This window comes from Spirosoma endbachense, from assembly GCF_010233585.1.
In the GTDB taxonomy this organism is placed as follows: Bacteria; Bacteroidota; Bacteroidia; order Cytophagales; family Spirosomataceae; genus Spirosoma; species Spirosoma endbachense.
In genome coordinates this window covers 8,925,955-8,950,605 of record NZ_CP045997.1, presented here as the reverse complement: position 1 = coordinate 8,950,605, position 24,651 = coordinate 8,925,955, and the positions used below count along the sequence as shown (strand labels likewise).

Annotated in this window: 16 protein-coding genes; 3 read left to right on the top strand and 13 right to left on the bottom strand. The window is 46.4% G+C overall.

Features of this window, described 5'->3' with window-relative positions; genetic code table 11:
* Positions 1–89: 89 nt before the first annotated feature.
* Positions 90–434 carry a DUF6249 domain-containing protein gene (locus GJR95_RS36040; protein WP_162390468.1) on the bottom strand — a complete coding sequence of 115 codons (345 nt, stop codon included), beginning with the start codon at positions 432–434 and terminating at the stop codon, positions 90–92.
* 193 nt (positions 435–627) lie between these two features.
* On the opposite strand from GJR95_RS36040, the gene GJR95_RS36035 reads away from it, so the two are divergent.
* The 3 genes from GJR95_RS36035 to GJR95_RS36025 all read left to right on the top strand — a co-directional run bounded on the left by GJR95_RS36035 (position 628) and on the right by GJR95_RS36025 (position 3,248).
* A complete protein-coding gene (locus GJR95_RS36035) occupies positions 628–1,179 on the top strand; it encodes an RNA polymerase sigma factor (RefSeq protein WP_162390467.1) in 552 nt (183 codons plus the stop codon).
* 36 nt (positions 1,180–1,215) lie between these two features.
* A complete protein-coding gene (locus GJR95_RS36030) occupies positions 1,216–1,704 on the top strand; it encodes a hypothetical protein (RefSeq protein ID WP_162390466.1) in 489 nt (162 codons plus the stop codon).
* Between the two features lie 518 nt (positions 1,705–2,222).
* Complete coding sequence (locus GJR95_RS36025) at positions 2,223–3,248, top strand: LacI family DNA-binding transcriptional regulator (RefSeq protein ID WP_162390465.1); 1,026 nt, start codon at positions 2,223–2,225, stop codon at positions 3,246–3,248.
* Between the two features lie 76 nt (positions 3,249–3,324).
* Here the strand turns inward: GJR95_RS36025 and GJR95_RS36020 are convergent, their stop codons facing one another.
* The 12 genes from GJR95_RS36020 to GJR95_RS35965 form a co-directional block, all read right to left on the bottom strand.
* Positions 3,325–3,918 (bottom strand): RNA polymerase sigma factor, encoded by a 594-nt coding sequence (locus GJR95_RS36020; RefSeq protein WP_162390464.1) that lies wholly within the window; start codon positions 3,916–3,918, stop codon positions 3,325–3,327.
* Between the two features lie 343 nt (positions 3,919–4,261).
* The gene (locus tag GJR95_RS36015; RefSeq protein ID WP_162390463.1) at positions 4,262–5,380 is read right to left on the bottom strand and encodes a Gfo/Idh/MocA family protein; all 1,119 of its coding nucleotides are present in this window, start codon (positions 5,378–5,380) and stop codon (positions 4,262–4,264) included.
* Positions 5,381–5,580: 200 nt separating this feature from the next.
* Entirely contained in the window at positions 5,581–6,489 is a 909-nt protein-coding gene (locus GJR95_RS36010) for a DUF6807 family protein (protein WP_162390462.1), read from the bottom strand.
* Complete coding sequence (locus tag GJR95_RS36005; RefSeq protein WP_162390461.1) at positions 6,489–7,790, bottom strand: 3-keto-disaccharide hydrolase; 1,302 nt, start codon at positions 7,788–7,790, stop codon at positions 6,489–6,491. The genes GJR95_RS36010 and GJR95_RS36005 overlap by 1 nt, the downstream gene beginning before the upstream one ends.
* Before the next feature lie 27 nt (positions 7,791–7,817).
* Positions 7,818–10,124, bottom strand: a complete 2,307-nt coding sequence (locus tag GJR95_RS36000) for an outer membrane protein assembly factor BamB family protein (RefSeq protein ID WP_162390460.1) — start codon at positions 10,122–10,124, stop codon at positions 7,818–7,820.
* 75 nt (positions 10,125–10,199) lie between these two features.
* Positions 10,200–11,891, bottom strand: a complete 1,692-nt coding sequence (locus tag GJR95_RS35995; RefSeq protein WP_162390459.1) for a RagB/SusD family nutrient uptake outer membrane protein — start codon at positions 11,889–11,891, stop codon at positions 10,200–10,202.
* A 19-nt stretch (positions 11,892–11,910) separates the two neighbouring features.
* On the bottom strand, positions 11,911–15,471 hold the full coding sequence (locus GJR95_RS35990; RefSeq protein ID WP_162390458.1) for a SusC/RagA family TonB-linked outer membrane protein: 3,561 nt from the start codon (positions 15,469–15,471) through the stop codon (positions 11,911–11,913).
* A gap of 193 nt (positions 15,472–15,664) precedes the next feature.
* Entirely contained in the window at positions 15,665–16,777 is a 1,113-nt protein-coding gene (locus GJR95_RS35985) for a FecR family protein (protein ID WP_162390457.1), read from the bottom strand.
* A gap of 375 nt (positions 16,778–17,152) precedes the next feature.
* Positions 17,153–18,472 (bottom strand): FG-GAP repeat domain-containing protein, encoded by a 1,320-nt coding sequence (locus tag GJR95_RS35980; RefSeq protein ID WP_162390456.1) that lies wholly within the window; start codon positions 18,470–18,472, stop codon positions 17,153–17,155.
* Between the two features lie 596 nt (positions 18,473–19,068).
* Complete coding sequence (locus tag GJR95_RS35975; RefSeq protein WP_162390455.1) at positions 19,069–19,809, bottom strand: LytR/AlgR family response regulator transcription factor; 741 nt, start codon at positions 19,807–19,809, stop codon at positions 19,069–19,071.
* The gene (locus tag GJR95_RS35970) at positions 19,802–21,832 is read right to left on the bottom strand and encodes a tetratricopeptide repeat-containing sensor histidine kinase (protein ID WP_162390454.1); all 2,031 of its coding nucleotides are present in this window, start codon (positions 21,830–21,832) and stop codon (positions 19,802–19,804) included. Before GJR95_RS35970 ends, GJR95_RS35975 begins: the two co-directional genes overlap by 8 nt.
* A gap of 248 nt (positions 21,833–22,080) precedes the next feature.
* Positions 22,081–24,537, bottom strand: a complete 2,457-nt coding sequence (locus tag GJR95_RS35965; RefSeq protein ID WP_162390453.1) for an outer membrane beta-barrel family protein — start codon at positions 24,535–24,537, stop codon at positions 22,081–22,083.
* Positions 24,538–24,651 lie beyond the last annotated feature (114 nt).

Sequence of the window (24,651 nt, the reverse complement as noted above, 5' to 3'; positions counted from 1 at the left end):
AACGGTAACGGAATTAACCAGGAATGATCAGGCCGGGAAAGGATCGCCCGACTCTACGGACAATTGATATACAACTGATTAACAAATAGTTAGCCCTTTTTGGCCAGAAACCGTTCAATTACGAAGTTGAGAATTAAACTCAGCCCACCGAATAAAAATACCATAGCCAGAAAAGAAGTGCCTTTACTGAACCCATAGTTGTCGTGCAGGACATCCCCAACGATCATTCCGATGGCAATTCCTACGAAGAGCATCCCGAATTTTAATGTAGGCGAAACAGAGTCGTTGCCCGAAAAAATAGACGCATCGACTCCCCGTTCAATCATGGCCATGCGTTCCCGTGAACGTGTCATCAGGAATACATATATGATACCGAAAACACTGGCGAATGCGCCAAGGGAAATAAGAATATGTTTTATGTCATCACCATTCATAGAGCAACTCGTTTACTGATTGTTACTAACTGGTTTTCGCAGCATATGACATCTGAAAAAGAAAACGGGTTACAGATTTTGGTAAAAATTTAGAAATAAAAATAAAATGGTTATACGCTGTAACCTCATTTTGAAAACGAAGGTCTAATCGGGTAAGGGGCGCGAACAGATTCTCAAACTAACCAACAGGCTCGTGAAGCAACCGGAAGATCAGGTCTATATCGACAAAGTCAAAAATGGAGACTCGGCTTCCTATGCATTTCTTGTTGACCGCTATAAGCATATGGCGTATACGATTGCGGTAAGAATTATACGGAATGCCGAAGATGCCGAAGACGTAGCGCAGGAAGCGTTCGTAAAAGCGTATCAGCAAATCCATAAATTTGAAGGCAAATCAAAGTTTTCCACCTGGCTTTACACCATTGTTTATCGGGTAGCCATTACTAAATTAGACCATCAGCGAGTCGCAACGGTTCCGATCCATGACGAAATGACGGAACCCGATACGCATTCGTATCAGACTCCTCAGTTGGACCATCTACAGCTATCAGAGCAACAGAAGTATATTAAAGCTGCTATTAGTCGATTGCCGGTAACAGAAGGGCTATTGATTACGTTGTATTACCTTGATGAAAAGTCAATCAGAGAGATCGAGGTAATCACCGGCTTATCGGAATCCAACATCAAGGTAAAATTATTCCGGGCCAGAAAAGTACTGGAAGAGCAGTTGCGTTTTTTATTGTAAATGAACCAGTTATTAACCTAAACGGTCTGCTAAGCTATGGAGAACGAAAAAGAAGATTCGTTGAGGAAGCTGATCCAAAAAGTAGAACTCGACAAACCGGGTGCTGACTTTACCAATACCATTATGAAACTGGTACAGGCTGAATCGGAACTGGAGTCGGCAAAAGAAGCAGCCCTGAGTCAACTTTTCGAATCGTATACCCTTGTCGAGAAACCATCAGCCGGTTTTAGTAGCCGGGTGATGAGTCAGGTTATGGTTTCGCAATCAAAACAGTTTGAGCCCATCATTAGCCCAAGAGTGTGGTATATGATCGCTGCATCGCTGCTGTTTATTCTTCTCTTTTGCTTGCTGGTGTTACCTACCGGGCCAGCCCAGCATACATCGTCTGGACTGGATCGTTTTCTTTCCAGTTTAGATGGTTCACTCGAAGCCCTTCCGATTAGTTATCCGTTTACCATTTTTGCCGTAAGTATACTACTGGTAACGGATTATTATCTACGGCGGAAGCTAAATATAGGCTACTAATTACCAGGCGATTAAGCGTCTATTCTATCCTTCGCTAGCCTATTTCCAATAACCAGTATACAGGATTAACCGGGACTTTGCATCCAGGACAGTTTAACCACTGATGGGGTACTGCAGGCTTGATGATGTTGGTTTCGGTCATGCTATTGAAACAGTAATTCTACGCTGGAGATCTCTGGTTGTACGGCAATAAAAATTCTTTTCATTCTGATAAGTCTGCACAGTTGGCCACTGGTTCATCCGACGCAATCCACTCGTTCTGGCCCACCTGTACCTATTATTCTGGATACGGTTATGGATTCGGATGGTGACGACCTTGGCGGCTGGCCTTGCTTCATGCCTAAGAACGCGCTGGCCAGGCCCGTATACTGGGCATAATTGTAACGAGCAATGATCTATACAGTGCCGCGTGACGGATGCGATCAACACCTACAAGGCAAGCTAGTTGGAAGTAGTTTTACTTTAATTTTCGTTAGTTAGGGCCAGCAAAATAGTGTTATTTCAATAAGTTGATCGCTATGAAACAAGTGACCATTAAAGACCTCGCCAGCGAATTGAATCTGTCGACCTCTACTGTTTCCCGAGCGTTGAGAGACAGTTGGGAAATTAATCCGGAAACCAAACGCCGGGTGCTGGAACTGGCTCAACGTCTCGACTACAATCCAAACCCGGTTGCGCTAAGTTTACTGAGTAGTCATAGTCAGGAAATTGGCGTCATCGTTCCTGAAATAGCCAATCCTTTTTTTGCCGTCGTCATTGCGGGTATTGAAGCCATTGCGTTTGCCCAGGGCTATCAGGTCGTTATTTATCAAAGCCATGATAGTTATGAACGAGAAGTGTTGAATGTGAAACACATTGCTCAACAACGAAAAGATGGTCTGCTGGTTTCGATTGCCACCTCAACGCAGGATTATTCACATTTCCAAACGCTGCATGAGCGCGGTTTCCCCATCGTTTTTTTTGACCGGGTTTGTGATGGCATTGATACCCATAGCATACTGGTCGATGACTTCGAGGGTGCCTATATGGCTACTGAGCATCTCATTAAGCAGGGCTGCGAACACATCGCCCTTTTAGCGGGTTCGCAAAACCTGGTGACGAGTCGACGACGGATGCATGGCTACCGAGCGGCTTTACTGGATTATAACCGCCCTATTGTGGATGAGTGGATGATTCCCTTAGCGTTTAATGCCCAACAGTCACTGAAGATTACCCGTGAACTGCTCGGTAGATCCAAACGACCCGATGGTATTTTTGCGGCCAGCGATACAATTGCCCTAGGGTGTCATGCCGCCATTAATGAACTTGGTTTATCCATGCCGGGGGAGATTGCTTTAGTTGGTTTTGCGGATTTGCCTTTTGCGTCACTGCTGAATCCACCGTTAAGTTCAGTGGCCCAACCGGCTTTCGAGATGGGGCAATCAGCCGCCAGTTTATTAATTGATCTGATTAAAAATCCCGGCGGGCAAATTGCCTCGATCAACAATGTCTTAAAAACCAAACTGATGGTCAGAAAGTCGTCACTACGGATGCCTGATGCGTAAGATAGCACTACGTATAAGTTGGCAGGCCGATACTTCAAGGACGAGACACTCCCGTTTAGCTGAAAACCAGACACTGTTAGAATCCCAGGGTCTGAAGTAGTAGAAAAATAAAGAGCATAAAATCCAGAGGCTGAATGTGTGTTCTCAGGTGTGTCAGTGCTTTATAAAGCGTATTACGAACCGACTTCTCCGTAATGCCCATAATCGTGGCGATTTCGGATGTTTGGAAATTTTCGTAGTAGCGCAAAAGGATCACATCCATTTGGCGTTGTGGTAAACTTTTAAGGACAGTTGCTAATTTCTCAATAAGCCACTGTTCATACTCCAAATCCTCATAATTACCTTTTCCTTCTGGGTATGCTAAATTTGGCGTCGTATCTATGTCAGATACAAATTCATCTTTCTTTGATTTCTGATGAATTCCTCTCCGAAGTATGGTAAATAAATAGGCTTTGATATTCTTGACAATGGCTAATTTCTGCCGGTTATTCCAGATGGTAATAAATACATCCTGGATCGTATCCTCCACAAGGTCCGTATCGGAGATTAGCCTGGTTCCATATCGGTATAAGAGCCGATAATATCGTTCATACAATTCGCCTAATGACGCTTTGTCACCCTCTCGGATTGCATCCCAAAGTACATGATCTACCGGTAGGCTCTGTTCCAAAGTTATAGGTATCAGAAATAACCAAAGTTACTGAATGTGAATTACAAAATCACAATTTAAAAGCAATATAATACAATGAAAAACTATAAAATCGTTGTTTAAGTACCTGATTACTAACTAAAGAACGGGATAAGACAGTATCTTATCCCGTTTCCTAACTATCAACCTATGAAAAAAACTACAAATGCTACTTTTCGAACCTGGAGTTAATCGTTTAACTGTGTTCGATAATCCTTTCAAATCAACCAATCTCCCCTAACAAATCAAACACGGAAAAGGCTTTATCGCTCTATAATTACGAGGGTTTTGTCAGCAATCGAAGCGGCTGTCGCGCTGAAAATCGTTAAATTGCCCTGAAATCAGGTATTGGGAGCAATTGACCACCTTTTAATGCAGATTCATGAGCCACGATACCGACACTCGTCCAGTTTGCCGATTGAACTGCATTGGGAAATGGGTCGCGGTCTTCAACAATTGCCGATATAAACTCATGAACCATATGGGGGTGTGATCCACCGTGGCCACCGCCCTGGGTAAACGACAAATGCTGTTGGTCATCGGCATCATAAACTCCTTTTGTCGTAAATCCGGCAATTTCTTTGGGCAGATAGTGCGCATAATCGGGCACGACGACCAATTCAGGAATTTCGGGTTCTGGCTTTTTAGCGGTATGAATCACAGGCATTTCATCTTCGATCAAGGGCCATTCAACTGATTTTTTGCTTCCGTATACCTCAAAGCTTTCCCGGTACTGACGAGCCACATCGAACAGCGACCGATACACATAAGCCGATAAATCGCTGTCTTTGAATTTGATATGCGCCGACTCGACCGCAAACGGCGAATTGTGGATTTTTGCCAATTCTTCCCGGATTGTCCCCGATCCGAAACAGGATACGTATTCGGCTTCCAGTTTAAGTAAACCGGCCACCGGGCCAACGCAGTGCGTAGCATAGTGCATGGGCGGTAAACCCGGCCAGTAGTCGGGCCAGCCGTCCATATCCTGCTGGTGACTGGCTTTCAGAAACTGCACCTTGCCCAATTCTCCTTTTTCGTATAACTCCTTGACGAACAGAAACTCACGGCTGTATACTACCGTTTCCATCATCATGTATTTTTTACCCGTCTCGTTGGTAACCCGGACGATTTCCATACAGTCCTCGACTGTTGTTGCCATAGGAACTGTACACGCAACGTGTTTGCCTGCCCGTAAGGCTTTCAAACTCTGCTCGGCATGATTTGGGATGGGGGAATTGATATGAACGGCATCAACTGCCGGGTCATCCAGTAGCTCGTCGAAACTGCTGTAGCGTTTGTCAATGCCATAAGCATCCCCGATCGCGTTTAGTTTTTCGACATTACGCTGACAGATCGCGTACATAGTCGCGTTTGGATGTCGCTGATAAATGGGTATGAATTCAGCCCCAAAACCAAGGCCAACGATGGCAATATTTAATTTCATAAACTCACTGAGTTAATGCCGACAAAAGTCGGCGCTGATTAAGGTGAAGAAGAATTTAAAAAGGGTTAATAGCTACGTGACACAACCGCTTTCGGCAACGACCGGGCTTTTCGATTGCGGAATACAACCCAGAGAATTGTGAAGGCATGGAGATCAGGCTACCATGCGCTTTTATAGCACTGCCAATAACCATGGCTTCATCAATGAGGATCGATTTTCTGATAGGCTTTAGCTACCTCCTGGATTTGTGATTGATTGATCGGGCCTGTGTAAATCAGGATTCGGTAACGGATCGTCTCGGTTTCTCCTTTGGGAATGGTCCAGTCGTCGATGATCTGGCGAGAAGGGCCAACCCCGAATTCGTTATCGACACGCCAGGGAGTTGGAAACGCTTTGTTTTGGGGATGATCAAACAGCGTAAAATGCGCCCAGTCCGAGCGACCTCTTCGCTGCACGCCCACATCCAGCCACTCACTGCGCTGGGCTTCGGCCTGCTTATTGGTCTGACCTGTCGCATTGATCACCTCACCAGCAAGTTCCTTTGTCCAGGGCATCCGCACGAACAAACCGCCTACGTAAAATTTACCCATCGTAACATCGGTCCTGGCCTGACCTTTCCATTCGAGGTCCAGCATAAATTTCCCGCCGACTTCCTGTAGGGTCCAGTTTTGCGTTTCCACCAGGGTCGTTTGTCCCGTTGAATCGAGTAGATTATAGACCGTTTGCCAGGAAACCTGCTTACCCTGACGAGCTGTTATTTTGGTTGAAACCCGCTTCCAGTAATCCCCTTTCCACTTCATAAAGTAATCTCGTCCGTTCACTCGTTTGAGACCCCAGAATAGGCCCGTCTGGTGGAGGTGATGGTTGGGACGAAACTCGGTTACCGGGCTTTGCCCATCGGGTGCCATAATGGGATGGATATACGGACGCTCGTCGGGTTTGGCTACCTGCGTCAGTATCAGTTGCTTTGCTTTGCCTTTGTAAATTGAAAACGAAGTATCTGATTCTGTGACGATTTCAAAGGTGTTACCGTTCGATTTTTGTCCAAAACCTGAAACAATACCGCACAAAACCAGCACAAAAATGGCGAGCACTCTACACGTATACATCAGCGTAATTCTTTGATTTTAATACTCCGGTACGAAACCGATAAACCATTGTTTTCCAACATGAGAAAACCCTTTTCATGCGGTTTGCCTTTATAGTCCGCCATTTTGAATCCATTGATCCAATGCTCGACGCGATTGTCCGGATAAACACGGATCATCGCATTGCTCCACAGCCCGATCCGTCTTTTTGAGAAAATCGTCTGCTTCGACTCCGCCAACCCCTTCACCGAACCCAATGCGGTGAGATCCTTTCCCCTCGGCACATTTCCGGGCAGCATATCGTCCTGGATTTGAAATTCGAGACCTTCTGCATTTTCCTCCGCTTTGGACAACAGGTATTTTACACCACTATCCGCTCCTTCTGCCAGCCTGAATTCAAATTTCAATTCAAAAGCTGCATACGGATTTTTCAAAAACACACTTTTCTTCTCGTTCCGTTTCGACTCTTTAATCGTCAATGTTCCCTGTTCAATAACCCAATCCGAGTCAGGAAACTTTGAATTCGATGCCCCTGTCAGTCCCTGCGCCGTTTTTCCATCAAAAAGTGAACCATACCCAGCTCTTTTTTCCGCTTCTGAAAGATCATTCGGGATCAGGTTCACGATAAATATATCATCGGGCGGGGAGGGTTTGATGTTTCTGGTTTTGATTCTGATGTTTTTAAAACGGATCTGGTGATTGCCTGGGGGAATCGGATCGTTTGGGTTATTGCTGTGTAGTTGTAACCCGATCATCCCCTTAAGCGTCTCGTCATCAATCAAATGTGAAACTGCCACATCGTTCACCCAGGTGCGGTTACTGGTACCGAAGCATTCGATGCGGTAGTGGTTCCAGGCATTGTTTTTAAATGCCGTTTTGGAAGGCAAATTCAACTCAGTCGTGTACAACCAGCCACGGCGAGCTTCGTCGTAAATGCTGCCACTCCACCGCTGCGGCTTCGGATCGACCTCCATCTGATACCCGTGTAAACGATAATTCAGGTAATCAAGAGTACTCAAACTCCGAAACTGAATACCGGAGTTGTTCATCGTCGTATCGATCGATACGTCCAGCTCCAGAATAAAATCACCGAATTCTTTTTCGGTACAAAGAAATCCGTTTGGCTCACCAGGAACCACCGTTCCGACAATCATTCCATCCTTCACTTCCACTTTGTGATTGCCGTTCAGATGCTTCCAGCCCGTGAAATCTTTCCCATTGAAAAGAATTTCCCAATCTCCTTCGGACTTTTGGGCGGTTGCTGGTAACCCCGCCAGAGTCAGGGTTATCAGGATCAGTACTAGATTTCGTATGTTTCTCATGAAAAAATGCTGGTCTTAGGATGGCTACTACTTCTGGGCTGTCGGTAAGGCGAACGCCACGTATTTATCCCCCGACTTAGTCCGTTGTTTACCACCGCCACCGCAGGCAATCACCACGAACTGTTTCCCGTTCACCTGGTAGATAGCGGGCGTCGCAATACCAGCCGCGGGAATTTTTACTTCCCAAAGTAGTTCGCCGGTCTTCTTATCGAATGCCCTGAATTTTTCGTCGCGGGTAGCCGCAATGAAAACCAATCCACCCGCCGTTACCACCGATCCTCCGAAGTTTTCACTTCCAGAGCGTATGCCTTTCGCTTTCATTTCAGGGTAATCGCCGAGGGGCTGTTTCCAGAGCTCTTTACCGGTATTGAGATCGACGGCCGACAAATGTCCCCAGGGAGTCTTAACGGCTGGAAACCCTTCCTTGGTCAGGAATTTGCCAATCCCATATGGCCCCCCGGCAAAGCTGTAGGGCGTTCTGAAATGCGCCGGTTCTTCCTTTGTATTTAAATCTTTAAAGGGCTGATCCTTAATTTTGTCCAGATTCAAAATGAAGGAAGCCAGCGCGGTTTTCTGCTCGGCGCTCAGGTGACCAAAGGGTGGCATATTATTTCGACCCGAACTGATGAGGCTTTTAAATGAAGTCTCATCGTATTTCTGACCAGGTTTCAAATTGCTGTTTTCTGCAATGCCTACCAGCGATGGATTCGCTGATAATGCCTTGTTCGTTTCTCCCGCCCTTCTGTCCTTCCCGTGGCAGCCACTGCAATTCTGTTGATAAAGCATCTGGCCCGCTTCGAAATTGGTTTGTTTCGCGATCATCTCCCCCTTTTTGACCTCCTGCATTTTCATAACCCAGGGCGATTCGTTGGCATTGATGTACATGATACCCGAGGTTGGATCAAAGGTGGGACCACCCCACTCCGCTCCACCGTTCCAGCCCGGACTTTCAATCGTCCCTTGCAGTGATGGCGGATTCCACATGTTATCGGTTTTATAGGAGCGAAACTTTTTCAGGATATCCTGATACGACGAATCGGGAATCCCTTCTTTTAGAAGATCATCTTCGGTAAGCCGCTGACGGACAAACGGTTTGAAAAAAGTAGGGACCGGCTGGGTTGGCGATGTCCATTCACCGGCCAGATCCGATTTGGGTACCGGCACCTCGTTGATGGGATGGATAGGCTCGCCCGTCTCCCGATTGAACATAAAGATGTACCCCTGCTTGGTAATCTGGACAACGGCATCGACCGGTTTATTATCCTTTTTAACCGTTACCAGGATGGGGTGTGCAGCATGGTCCCAGTCCCACAGATCATGGTGAACGGTCTGATAATGCCATTTCAGTTTGCCGGTAGCCGCATCCAGTGCCAGAATCGAATTGGCATACAGGTTATTCCCTTTGCGATTACCTCCATAAAAATCCGGTGTAGCCGAACCCGTACCGGCAAAAACCAGCCCTCGTTTTTCATCCAGGCTAAAGCCACCCCAGGCATTGGCTCCGCCAACGTACTTATAGGCACCTGGACTTTCCCAGGTTTCATAGCCCGGTTCACCAGGATGAGGAATCGTGTGAAAAATCCATTTGCGTTTTCCCGTATGCACGTCAAACGCCCGGATATGACCGGGTGCTGCCTCAGCGGATTCGGCCAGCCGCGAACCCATAATGATTAAGTTTTTGTAAATAATACCGGGACTAGTATTGGAAATATGCAGATCATGGGCATTTTCCATATCCAGCTCATCGTGCAAATCAATGTGCCCATTGGTGCCAAAGGTTGGGATAACCTTGCCCGTTAGCGCGTTAATGCAGTAAAGCATATGCCCCCCACCGGGTGTATACAGGATACGTTGGTCATTCTTACCCCCATTGTAATAGGTTACACCCCGACAAATCTTGGTGGAAGGGCCAAAAGGGCCGCGTCCTGAATTCTTTCCCTTCTCCGGAATACTTCCTGGATCATACACCCACTTCACGTTGCCGGTAGCCGCATCGAGGGCGAACAGTTTGAGTTGCGGATTCAGCCCGTACATGACCCCATTGACAATAATGGGATTGGTTTTCATATCGGTCGTATTCGTCGCGGAAGCTTCTCCGGACGCATACTCCCAGGCCACCTGCAGATTTTTTACATTGCTGGTGTTGATTTGATCAAGGGCCGAGTATTTGATGTTCTCACTTCCCCCTCCGTAAATCGTCCAGTCCGTATAGGGTTTATCTACATTCCGATTATCCCGGAAAGCCACTAAACCGACAAGAATACCAGCGGCAATTGATAGGGATGCTATCCCAAAAATCTTATTTCGGCGTCTTACTAGTTGAATTCGTTTCATGGTTGACTACTTTTTGGCATGAGTAAGGCCAGAGCTACTGAATCAAGTAGCTCTGGAAGTGTATTCTTTTCAGGATCAATAGCCTGGATTTTGGGTCAGTACCGACTTGCCATCTTTGACCGAAATGTCAATCTGGCGCTGCGGAATGGGCCATACTTCATGTTGGCCTACATTAAATACTTTACCTTTATTGTAGGGCAATCGGGTTCCCTCTACGGTTAGGTAGTTGTTCATGACTGGCCCGACCGTTCCCCAGCGCACCAGTTCGAAAAAGCGAATGCCTTCCATGGCGAATTCAAGCCGGTTTTCGTAGCGAACTGCCTTTAACGCATAGGCTTTATCCGGGAAGGTTGTCGGATAGGGTTCAACTTTATAATTGGCAGCAGGCGTACCATCGGCAAACCGAACGACATTGGAGTTTTTAGCCCGGTTACGGATCAGGTTAACCAATGTTGTGGCTGTCTGTAGCGAGCCGACTTCCGCTTCACATTCGGCCAGCCAAACAATGACATTGCTTAGTTTGAACATCCGGTAGTTATTGGCGTTGGGAAATACCCGCACCCCGGTAGTATTCGATAACGCGCCCTGTTCCGATTTTAAAAACATGTTTTTCTTATTGTTGTACGGACCGGCATTACTTGGGTCCCGAATCCAGGAATTTCCCTGGTGGATACCCCAATCCAGAAAGGGCACACCAGGCCGACCGACCGTATGATCCAGGCGAGGATCGACGGGGCCTTTGTATAATACGGAGGCTCCAGTGGTTGAATAGGGTAATATATCATCGTCCGAATAGGTATCGTCCAGCAAAGGCAGTCCATCTGCTCCTACCCGATAGGCGCTAACCAGGCTGTGGGTCGGCAGATAAAAGCCGCTGGAGCCAATAAAATGTGGACCGCATATGGATTCGCTGAGCCCCGCGTTTGGCGAATTCGGAAAACCATCATTGACAGCGTATTGAATCTCAAAAATTGACTCCGCATTATTGATGGTTTTGATCATGTAATTCTGCTCATAGCTAGGCATTAAGCTAAACCCACCATTAGTGTATACGTCCTGGAGCAGGTCTTTGGCCAGCTGGAATTTTTTCTGGAACATATAGACCCGTGCTAAGTAGGTTTTAGCGGCCCATTTGGTCGCCCGTCCCTTATCGGACCAGCGGGACGGCAATGCATCAGCCGCCATCTTCAAGTCAGCCTCCATTTCCGGCCAAAGGATATGGTCGTTTGGCACAATCGTTGGATTCGTGGTAGTTTCATCGATATACGGGACTTTACCATGGACTTTGGTCAGTTCCATGTAATAGTGGGCTCGTAGAAACCGTGCCTGACCTTCAATCAGCTTTTTTTCAGCATCCGTCATGTCGGTCGCCAGTTTGAGCGCTTTCAGCACGTCATTGGTTCGAACGACTCCGTCATAGAGGGGCGTCCAGTGCTGTGCTACGTACAGATTCTGAGCATCAGCAAAAAAGCCTTCGACAGCATTGATGGCATTTTGATCGCCCGCGTTCGACCCTTTATAGGCATCGTCGGAGGATACGCCCCCAAAGACCCAGTTGGTAACCCCACTGGCCCAGCCATCACCAACGGTCCCGTTTACGCCGTCGATATCCGCATATGCACCCGTGAGCAGGAGATTGATGCCCTGTTTGTTGGGTAGAGCATCAAAAAACGTTTGTCCTTTTGGTTTGATCTCTAAAAATTCCCCCGTGCAGGAAAGCAGCAGGACCGATAGGATCGTCAGGGTAAAATATAGCTTGTTTTTCATGTCTGTTCGGTTTAGGGAATTAGAAATTCAGGTTCAGGCCCATCATGAAAATCTGGGGAGTGGGATAAACAGTCGTATCAACGCCTTTATTGCCATCGTTGGGTTCGGTAACCTCGGGATTCAGTCCTGAATACTTGGTAACGGTAAATAAATTGGTCGATTGGAAGTAAACTCTCAATCGGTCAACGTGAAGCTTCCTGGTCAGTTCGGCGGGTAGAGCGTAGCCAATCTGAAAATCCTTCATGCGCAGATAGGCACCACTTTCGACAAAGAATGTAGACGGTTTTTGCATGTTTCCATCATCGGTAAGCGTGATGGGCAGCGTAATTTTATCGCCATTGGCAAAGCGCTCCGGGGTCCAGGACTCGTACAAACGGCTCTTCAAATAGTTGCCTTCGTTCCGGGTAAAGAGTAGTTCACGATTGAAATAATTTACCACCTGGTTGCCGGTTATCCCCTGGAAAAACATTGTCATATCCCAGTTCTTGTAATTGACGCTCAGGTTCAACCCGTAGGAAAGCGTGGGATGGGGAGACCCAATAAAGGTCCGGTCGGCTGTGGTAACTTTTCCGTCGCCATTCACATCTCTGAATTTGAATACCCCTGGTCGGCTGTAGGTATCCCGGCCATTAATATCTGGATTGTACTTGGGAGCAGCACTGACTTCTTCCTGTGTATTGAAGATGCCATCGACGATATAGCCATAAAAAGAGGAGATCGGTTGTCCAGCAGTAGTAGCCGTATAAACGTCATTCTGCAACGTATTTCCGTACCGAATTTCGTTCGGATTGCCATTCAGCCGAACCACCGTGTTTTTATAGTGGGATAAATTGGCCCCGATATTGAAATTCAGATCTTTACCAATGCGGTTCCGATAACTCAAGATCAGATCAACCCCGTTGTTGCGCATTTCACCGACGTTAATGGATGGCAGCACAACGGCTCCCCAGGTATCGGGCCGGGAGTCGGGGTAGAGCATATTCGTAGTCCGACGGTTGTAGATATCCAGGTTCGCTTCAAACTTATTATTAAAGAGCACAACGTCTAATCCCAGATTTGTGGTCGTAGACGATTCCCACTGCCCGGCTGGATTACCCAGCGAGTAGATATGAAGACCGGCGTCGGATTTGGTGCTGCTGGTTCCTGAAATATTATAGTACGACTCAGCTCCGGCCGCACGGTAGGTCGTATACGCATTGTAATTTCCTACATTATCATTCCCATTCTGGCCCCAACCCGCCCGGATTTTCAAGTCACTAAGCCAGGTCACTCCTTTTAGAAATGGCTCTTCGACAAGACGCCAGCCAACAGAAAAAGCCGGGAAGGTTCCCCCTCGGTTAGCGGCTGCAAATCGGGAGGAGGCATCCCGCCGGGTGGTCGCTTCAAACAGGTATTTCCCTTTATAGTCGTAGTTAAGCCGGACAAAATAGGAGAAAAGCGCCCACTCATCGAAGGTACCCGTATTCGATACGTCCTTCTGCCCTGCATCCAGTACCATATAGTCCAGATCAGTGAAGGGGTAGGTAGACCGGGTGGCGGTAAAGATTTGATCGTTATTTCGAATGGCCTCAACCCCGGCTAATACATTGACTGTGTGTGCACTCTGAAATGTCTTGTTAAAGTTTAACGTGTTCGTCCAGTTATACTGGAAAATGTCCCGCTGCGACTCGGTCAGGACATTATTGTTGGTAGTTTGTGTCCATTCGGGATCAGCCAGCGTTCGAATCTTGGCCCGGGTTATGTTGTAATCAATACCAACTAAACTTTTGAACCACAAATTGGGGGTAAAGTCGATTTGCGCATACACACTACCCATAATACGCATCTGCCGACTGAGGTTGTCTTTAGCCCGGTACAGATTCGCAACGGGATTCTGTCCATTCCCCGTACCGGCTGCTTTCGTGCCTGCAAAGTTTCCCCGGATGTCATAAACAGGTATTAAGGGGTGCTGGCGAATGGCATAAGCGACTGGAGAACCCGCATTACTGGTGCCCGTATTAATGAAGCCTAACCGGTCAGACAGTGTTGCGCCAATCGTCTGGCCAATTTTAAGCCACTTGGTAACCGTAAAATCCGAATTAGCCCGTAAGGAATAGCGGTTGAAACCGGTATAATCAATAATGCCTTTTTGATTCAAATACCCGGCGCTAACGGCAAAATTACTTTTTTCACCCCCGCCCGATACGGCTAAATTGTACTCCTGAATGGGTGCAACGGAAGTCACTTCGTTGAACCAGTTGGTTCCTTCTTTATTCGCTTTCGTAATGCCGTTGTAAGGCGTTGGATAGGAATAGGTGCTTTCATTGACCTGGCTGGCCGATGCTGCTGTCGGTATAATGTAATCGGGAATAACGGGTGTTGCCCCATTGCCGTACTGCGCATCCGCCCAGCCAGCGCCACCGGGTGTTAAGCCCGCGTTTCGCTTCCGCTGCCATAATAGTTCACCCAATTCCTGGGAGTTCATCATATCAAGATGATTGGCAGACCGCTGGGTACCATACCGAGCGTCAAAACTTAGCTTTAATGTTCCCTTCTTACCACGCTTGGTGGTCACCACGATAACCCCATTGGCGGCTCTGGAACCGTAGATGGCTGAGGCCGAGGCATCCTTCAGAACAGTCATCGACTCGACATCATTCGGATTGATCCCCGTCAGGCCCGAATTGGTAGGAACGCCATCGACAATATACAATGGGTCATTGTTGTTGATCGAGCCAATACCCCGCACCCGAACGGTAGAACTACCTCCCGGATCACTACTCGTAATCACTGTTACTCCGGCGACCCGCCCCTGAAGCCTGGCAGCTGCATCACCGGTAGGTACGGCTCTGAGTTGTTGTTCATTAACGGCAGAGACGGCACCGGTCAGCGTTTTCTTTTCCTGTACGCCATAGCCGACAACCACAACTTCGTTTAATGATTTACTCTCGGCTGCCAGGCGGACGGTGAAGGCGGTTTTATTGCCAATTTCAACTTCCTGCGCTATATAGCCCACAAAGCTGAATACCAGAACGCCTTTATTATCGGGCACATTAAACGAAAAGGCCCCCTCTGCGTTTGTGGTCGTTCCTCGCTGCGTACCCTTCAGGACGACACTGACCCCTGGCAAAAGTTCACCCTTTTCATCGGCAACGGTACCGGTTAAGGCAATATCGGCCAGGGCTACGGCTTTCAACAAACCGGCTTCATTCGTTTCGTTCGTTCGGCTACTATGCCCCGGCTCTCGTTTAAGCACGATAAATTCTCCTTCAATCTCGTAATTGATATTAAGCGGCTTGAGGAGACGATCCAAAACCGTAGACAGCTTTTCCTTAGTCGCCACCAGTGAGATTCGCTGGTCCATATCAATGAGCTTGGGGACATAGGTAAATCGGATTTTGGCTTCTTTGGATATATGATCAAGTACTGAACCGAGCTCCTTGTTTTTGATATTCATCGAAACCGGGCGGTTCAACAGTTCCTGAGCAAAGCTGGGGCGAGCGACGCTGAAGTTGGTAAAGATCAAAATCAGCAAGATATGGGTGCCTGTGACCTTCATAACTTTGGTCAATAAGGGGAAGGAATTAAAGAATAATTGCATAGATTTACTCCGTTTTGGTTCATGTATTGGACATACTGGGCAAAACAATCCCCGACCTGCTGGAAACAGGTTTGTTAGCGGATAACACGAGGGGGAATTGCCGGTAATGCGGACACATTACCGGTATTTTTATTTATACGGGAGCTGGCTACTGGTTTCTCATAGGCAGAGAGGGGTTAACGGTTAGTAGGAATTAATCGGGTGAACAGCCTTTTCCGGTCACGACAATTTTTGTTCCCCATACTTCATAGGTGGCATCGATCGTCCGGCAGATTATATCTAATTTTTTAAATAAGGGTTCATCACCAAGTTGAGCGGTCAGATTGCATTTTTCAACAGACTGCTGGTTATACAGGATCGTGACGCCATACGACCGTTCCAGCGTGGTAAATACATCATTGATTGAAGCACTTTTAAAATTGAAACCAGGGAATTTTTCGGGTTTTTGTAAGATTTCCGGCCTGGCAACGATGCTCTTTGTTAGCAATGCCTGCGCTGGATCATAGGTCGCTTGCTGATTGGCGGTGAGCACGATTGTTTCCGCTGTTTTTTGGGTTTCTGGCTTTTGGTACTGCTCAAGGGTGAATACTTTTACTTTCCCCGACTTGACAATGACGCTTATGCCGATTGCGCTCTGTGCGCTATTGACGGTAAAACGAGTGCCAACTACCTGGGTAACTACATTATTGGCAAAGACTAAAAAGGGCTTCGAATCGTCTTTCACCACCTCAAAATAACCCTGTCCCGATAAGTAAACCTTCCGTTGAGTGCCGGTAAAGACCTTTTCATAACTCAGTTTAGCATTAGGACTTAACAGAACAGTACTCCCATCCGGCAATTGTACGCGTTGCGTATTCTTGGTTTGGTTGGTCTGCTCAATGAGCGGTTCATGTACCTGAGCGACTTGCCTGTCATAAGTTGGTGGCAAATACGTCGAATTATGGGTCGATAAATACCACCAAACCATACCTACCAGCGCTATTGTTGCGGCAATGGATACCCAATACCTCGAAAAATTGGTGTAAACGACGGTAAATACTGATTGAGTTGTATTCTCCTGTATTTCTATGTGGTCAAAAATAGTTTGCTTCATCCGCTGCCCCTGTTCCAGGCTCGGATCATTGCCCAGCGACTCCATGGCCAGTAGTAGGGCGCGAGCCCGGGTGACATCTGGTTTTTTATCTGGATAAACTGTGAGGAAGTTTCGCCAAAATTGCCCAGTGTCCTCGTCAGGCATAAGCACCCAACGACGAAAATGATCGTCCTGAATGAATTCTTCCGGTGTATAGTGTAGATAAGCAGTCACTGGACTTATTAGGGAAAAAACTTAACAATTTCGCTTTTATATAGTAGTGTGAAAAAATCGGAAAGTGTCCCCTCCAAAAATCAATATTTTTTATAATTTTTTTTTCACTTCTTGACAAATTACTGATTATCAGTAATATATATTTAGTATCACCAAACATAACATCCTCGTCTTATACGGTGTACTTCCGGAAAGCACATACCTACCTCTATATTGGTTGGAGTATGAGTACCAGAACAATACCATACCGAAGCATGATATTGTTCTGGTTACTTCGATGCCATGACTATCCTTTTTCGTATCAACTAACGCTTATGAACCTTGAACGACAAATAGATAAATACCCTTTCTTGAACCTATTTTGGTTATTCACCTTTACTTTGAATCCGTATTTCCTTTGACACGGCTAAATAACAGACGGGCTTGTGTACCCCACGCACCGATAAAGATATCGTCTTTACCATCTCCATTTAAATCCCCCAGAGCCATTCCCCAGTGACGTCCGACTGTCAATCCGGGGACAATTTGTGTTGTGACATCTTTAAAGTTTGCATTGCCCTCATTTTGCCAGGCGCGAACCTGTAAGGGTACAAAACCAGGTACCTGGATTGCCCCAACCAGAATATCTGGGCGACCATCCCGATTAAAATCGACAATTATGCCGCCCCAACTGGAAAATTGATTTTCGGGCAGATGGTTTTTGGTCTGGTCTTTAAAGCGTCCATTGCCGTCATTGATAAGCAAACGTACCTGTGGGTCTTTATCCCAACCGTGATTATTACTGGTGAGGTTAAAAAATAGCAGATCAGGTTTATTATCCCCATTTGCATCAAATATCTGCACCTGCCTGGTTTCCATGGGTACGAGCAACTCCAGCCTATCGGAGGCATCTGAAAAATGCCCCTGACCATCGTTCACGAGTAAGCGACTTGGGGGTGTTTCGTTTGCAATGACCATATCCAGATCGCCATCCCCATCCAAATCGGCCAATTTAATATCCTGTGTATCGTCATTATCTTTAGGCAGATGCGTACTTGTAGCATCGATAAAATAGCCGGGGTGTTTGGCATCATTCAGCCAGAGGAAATCCTGTCCGGATGCGCGTTCTTTTTTACCCGGTTTTTCTTCTCCCGAATTACCAACCAGAATGTCTGGAAATCCATCCTGGTTGACATCGCCAATGGCAAGCGCATTGCCTTCGCTTTTAGCCGGAAGTCTGTCGGTGGCCTCTGTAAATACACCACCAGGACCACCTAAAAAAAGTTGATGGGCATGATCATCTTCCGCCACAAAAACAATGTCGGGATAACCATCCTTATTGAAATCAGCACTCAATACATGTTCGCTATCATGGCGAGCATTACCGAAGGCCTCTTTTTTCCAGGAGAGCTTTCCCTTACCATCATTCAGGTAAAGACGGTTCGCGCCCATCTCAACGGCTATGACTACGTCCAGGTCACCATCCTTATCAACATCGACAAACGTGGCGTCCAGTGCATGTAGGTCAGGATCCTGGGGCACCTGCGATGAGGTCGCGTCTACATAAGTGGGAGTGGCATCCCCGTACGCATAGACGTAAGACGGTAATTGCTGGGCGTTCAAAGTACCTATCTTAAGTACGATCAAAAAGAGTGATAAAGTCGCTACTCTATCTATTGCTTTCGTATTGGTTATTAATTCTTTAGTGCGTTTCATGGCCATTTAACTAAATAAAATAAACTGATTTAAAGGATGAGTAAACACGTTCTGGTAACCTGGGATGTCCGTCCCAGGCACATGGCTCTTTTCATCCTTCCCCGTGATTCTACTAGTGCCCAAGCAGGAACCTTACTGTATTCAAAAACAACCAAGTCAACAGAATCAATGCAAGCCCGCCCAAGGCTACAGTGATCGGAATTCATCAATTCATAACCGATTTTTGGTTGATGGCCAATGGATTTGGTTGATGTAGTCAAAGCTATCCTGCCTGACCGAATTCGTAAAGGGGCAATGAGTAGTTGACGGGTTTGATAAGTACTTGTATGGATATGGGGAGATTTTATATAAAATTTCTATCTCTATTATATTTTTCAGGGAAGTTGCCATCCCAACCAATGGAGTTAATCTAGATTTTGATGAGGAAAAGGCTTCCCGAATTTGATTCGTATTCAACAACCCTGAACTGGGTAGTATTCGATTACAAACCTATAAGCCGGGCCGCCGTTGCGCCGGGCCGCCGATGCGGTTTCAAAAACCGTATAGGTCTAAAGTGGCCGAGCACTAGCCTAAATGAGCGTATACCTGACGAGCCCTCAAAACAATTTAAGCAAGGCTTCCTTCCGGCTACGGGATACGTTAACGACCGAACTATCACTCATGATCAAATAGCCCCCTTCACCCCGAACATATTTGGTCACCTCGTTAATATTGACAATATAGGAATGGTGAACACGGACAAAATAGGAAAACTCCCGCAGTTGCTCTTCTATTGCTTTTAGGGTTCGTGAGGCAATAACCTTCCGTTTATCCTTCAGTAACAGGTAGGTGTAATTATCGTCGGCTTCACAGAAAATTAGTTGGTCAACCGGGATAAGTTCAAATCCTTCTACTGTAGGAATGGCAATATTTCGGAAGCCGCTGATCTTATTTTGCAGACGGTCAAAAAGCTGCTCAAAATGTTCTGAAGATGGTAATTTTTTTTGCTTTTTAACCTTGTCAACGGCCACCATCAATTCAGTAGGGTCAATTGGTTTTAGCAGGTAGTCGAGCGCACTGAGATGGATCGCCTTAATAGCATACTGATCATAGCTGGTTGTAAAAATAACCGCAAATGAAACCTGGCCCAATTGTTCCAGCAGTTGAAACCCATTTGTTCCCGGCATTTGAATATCCAGAAAAATTACATCGGGTTTGGTTTGTTCAATGGCCTCAATCGCCGTTTTAGCCGAGCGGCAGGTCTGTACGATTGTAACGTCTGGACAGTACTCCCCTAACAGGATACTAAGGGTATCCAGGCAATGGGCTTCATCGTCGATCAGGATGGCTTTAATCATACATAATTGGTAATTTAAGGATAACCTCTGTACCGCAGGGTGTACCATTTATTTCAACAAGATCATTGATCGCCACAGATCCCTTTGAACTTGGCTCCTCCAGCATTGCAATTCGTTGCGAGGTAATGCCAATTCCCATTGATTTATGGGTTGTATCTGCCTTTTCCTGTAGCATGGTTGCTTTTTGACGACCTATGCCATTATCCATGATTTTGATATAGAGAAACCCTTTTTCACTCAGTACATCAATATCCAGTTGGCCTTTTTCTTCCTTATGCATTAATCCATGCCAGACTGCATTTTCAACATAGGGCTGGATAATCAGAGGAGGCACTTTTAGGGCCGAAACATCAAGATCATCCTGTACTGTAATGGCAAACATAAAATGGTCATCAAAACGAAGGGCTTCCAGACTCAGATACAGTTTCAGAGAGTCGAGTTCCTGCTCTAAGGTGATCAGTTTGTTTTGTGAATTTTGCAGGATCATACGCACAAGGCGTGAAAACTTAGTCAGGTATAGCGAAGCCTGTGACTTGTTATTTTGTAAGATAAACCGGTTGATTGAATTCAGCGAATTGAACAGAAAATGCGGATTCATCTGCGTCCGAAGCACCTGCATTTCCAGGTCTCCCAATTGCTTTTTTGTTTCGAGCTTTTGAATTCGGAGTTCCGTTTCGGCCAGTTCACGGAGGTGCTTTTCCTCCCGTTTTTTCAACAGGACATTGCGCACCAAAACGAAGGCAAGAAGGGCTATCGCCAATATCCCCATATATAGAAACTCTCTTTGCTGAGAGGCCTGTTTCAATTCTTCCTGTTGCAGTTGTCTTTGCTGGCTTAACAAAGCAATTTTGAGCTGTGCCTGCTCCCGTTCATGGGAGGTTTTGTAAAAGGAAAGTTTGCGGGCCGATATATCAATCCCAATTTCATTGTTAAGAGCTGTGTATTGTTTAAGATGCAGATAAGCACTGTTTTTCTGTTCTAAACGATCAAATAACTGAAATAGCAAATAATGTGCATCCCGAATGTATTGCCTGGCTCCGGACTCCTCAGCGGTAGTCAAAAGTTCATTCGTAGTTTTTATTGCTTTACTAACCTCACCCGATTCCTTATAGGCTTTTCCTAACTCCAACAAGACGCGCATGATCCAGTTGCGGTTATTGTCTTTTTCAAAATCGGTAAGCGCAATGTTTAGATAAAATAGAGCGGTATCGTATTTTTCCAATTTCAGGTATAAGCCGCCGAGGAGTGCGTAAGCCTTCGTCAATGTCTTTTTTGACACGTCTCTACTCTCTCTTATATAAAGCTGGTAATAATATTGGGCAGAATCATAGTTAGTCTGTAAGTAATAGGTTTCACCAATTTTAAGGTAGGTTCCTACTTTAAGTCGTTGGCTGATTTTGCCGTAATATTCCCGGGCCGTTTCATAATCGCCAACATCAGCATACAACTGCCCCAACGAAAAAAATGCCTCGTTTTTATTGAATTTCAGCGCCTTCAGGCAATATTGAAACGATCGTTCGTAGTTCCCTCTTTCTTCTTCCAGTAAGGCCATTCGGCCATAAGTCCTGCCCAAAGCCGTTGAGTCTTTAAATCGACTATAATAGTGAGCGGCCTGATCGAACGCTTCGATTGCCTGATCAAATTTACTTTGTGCCCAAATCGCCTGTCCCAGTAAAGCATATCCGTTTGCCAATCGTTTTTCGACGTGGAGTTTCGTAAAAATGGAAATAGAAATCAGGCTCCTTTTTTCCATCTCGACAAAATTCCCTATTTCATAATCGACAGTCGCCAGGTTAGCCAGGGCGTTACCTAAGCCCAATCCATACTTAATTTTTGTCGACTCATCGACAGCCTTCATGGCGAAAAACTGGGCAGAGTCGAGAATTCGCATGCCCCAGAAAGCTTCACTCAATGCATTTAGCCCATCAATGCGATCGGTAGCACTTAACGACGGTACTAGTTTTTTTAAACTGTCTACTTTAGATGATTGGGCATACGTAAAACCTGGGCAATGGAATGCCACAAAAAGTAAGATTAATTGATACCTGAACTGCACGTTCATATAAAATATATAAGATAAAATTACACCTTATATAGTTTATATGGGCAAGAGTAGTGGATTTTCACTCTGCCATTGAGCCGTTTGCCGTTCTGACGGGTAATGTGCGTTTTTGAGTGGGTAGTTAAAAAAAGCTCAATAACAAAAGCCATAACCGCTAGGCTGTTCATGTAAGGAACCTAGCGGTTATGGCTTCAATTTGGCGAGATTGGCTAGTTGCTGAAGTCCACGTCTGGACGTTCCATTTTACGTTGATTACGTTTTGATGTATCGCTACCTAGTGGCAGTTGTATGGACAATTTATAAAACCGTACTTCCCGCCGATTCATCGATACCTGGTAGGCACTCGGCTGATCATAGATGCTGATAAAGCGACGTGAATTGAACATATCGTTGATGGAAAAGGTCAGACTAGCCCGATTTTGCCAGAAGCCTTTCCGGACTGCAAAATCGACACCTCGGACGGCATCCCGATAACCCTGCAACGATGGGGATTTCCCGTCGTTAGTACCCGTCAACTGCGCTGAGATGTTAGCCGGTAACCGGTAGGTCAGATTCAGTTTGGCGTTATAGGACACAAGTTGGTTTCGCACATCGACCGATTGCAGAATCACGTTGAACACGTTCAGGTTAGCCACTGCGCTCAGATTTGGCCCAATGTTGAATTTCAACGTATTATCAAAGCCATAGCGAATGTCGGCTTTAACGTTAATGAACGTGGTGACCAGTACCGATGAATCGGTGGCTAAGGGTTGGGTGAATGGCTTGATCGTGTGATCTTCGTAGATATAATACCCCGAAGCTAACCAGTTCAAGCCCCCCCATGTCTTATTAAAATTAACCTCGGCAGTATTGACAAATTCAGGTCGCACTGCCGGATTACCGATGGTGATGTTCTGGCGGTCGTTGGCCTGAATGCCAATGAACAGGTGTCGAAAATTAGGCCGGGCTATCTTACGGCTCAGGCTCAGGCCAATTTCACCCGTTTCGCTCAGCTTTTTAGAGAGGGCGAACGAGGGGAAGAAGGACTGAAACCAGTTCTGGCCTGTTTTGGATGGGTAATTGTAGCCAAAGGTCGTCGTATCGAGCCGGGACGTACCATGCAAACTCGATTGTTCCAACCGCAAACCTGCCTGTAAACTGATGTTGCGTCGAAACTGACGGGTATAGAGCACGTAGATGGCATTCGTCGCTTCGGTAATCCGGGCATCCTGCGAATAGCTGGGTATTAACTGAAAGCGCTGGGTATCGTTGGCCAGTTTGTTAAAGAAATACTGCTGATCGCGGATATAGGTGTAACTGCGTACCCCCATTTCGAGTTTTGCCGAATCGCCCAGCGGATGCGTATAATCAAATTGGGCAATCACCTGATTCCCGTTGGTTCGACCCGTAATTTTATCGGTTTCGGGAAAACCTGCCTGCGCCGAGCCATCTGCGTTTAACGAAGTGGTTAACCAGTCCGCGGCATTTGATAAGTGATTGCGGCTATACGAGGTAACCAGGCTCAATTCCTGGCCTTTGCGGGCAAATTGATGCTTCCAGTCAAACTCTACACCAAGGTTGGTGAACGAATTGTGTGGTATCGTAGTCCGATTTCCCGAGCTGGTAACCGTCTGACTCAGATCGCGATAATCATAGGGTTGGGTGCTAACCGTATTGAAGGCCCCTCCTACCAGGGTTGCCGCCAGAGATAGGGTATTCCGGTTGTTCAGTGCATAATCGGCTGCAATCCGCCCGCTTTGGAATGTATTGTCGAGGCTGATGTTGGTGTTCTGATTAAAATAATTAGCCGGGCTACCATCACTACGACGATTCGTCCGGAAGACATAACCTGTCGTCGGATTTTTGGTTGCGTTGATTGAATAAAAGCTCGTCAGATTCCACTTACCCCGGCGCCAGTCCAGATTCAGCGTACCATCGAAACGCGAATTATTGCCGATTCCCGCGCTGATTATGCCATTGTAGCCCGGTTGCCGATTTTTCTTCAGCACCAGATTCACGATACCGCCCGTAGTCGACGCATCGTAGCGGGCCGACGGATTGGAAATGACTTCAACGGATTCAATCTGATTGGCAGGAATCTGTGACAAAGTCAACTGCGTCGGTTTACCATTGACATAAATCGTGGTGGCCATGTTGCGCAGACTAGGGTTACCACTTTCGTCGAGGGTAATGGAAGGTACGTTTTTGAGTATATTTTCGGCGGTACCGCCAATGGTCGTGAGGTTCTTGGAAACGTTGAAGGTTCGCTTCTCCATCGTCAAATCGATGGCACTTTTCTCACCTGTCACCTTTACCTCTTTTAGTGTACTGGCGTCAGGTTTCAAGGCCAGGATACCGATGTCAGTTTGTGCCTGGTTAACACGAATCGTTTGTTCGAAATTCTGATACCCCACAAACGTAATCCGCGCAATCAGTGACCCCATCGGAACGTTGGCAATACTAAATGCCCCTTGTTCGTCGGTTTGATTACCCGTTATCAGGCTATCTTTTCCGTTCACCTGCTTAAAGATCGCTACAGACGCGAAGGGGAGCGCTTGATTGGTCGCTGCATCCAGTACTTTTCCCGTCAGATGATTAGTCGAAGTAAGTAGAGCCTGTTGGGCAAGCATTGGCGTAGCCCAGACAAGTAGCGATAAGAGGAAACTGATGCGAAATGTTGATTTCATAATGCCAGCAAAAGTCCTGGCCAAACTTGAAGCAATTCTGAAGTTTTTTCCGAATTGAAGCCGTTCTGAAATCCATACAACTTATCCTTTTATTTATTATATTAAAAAGCTTTA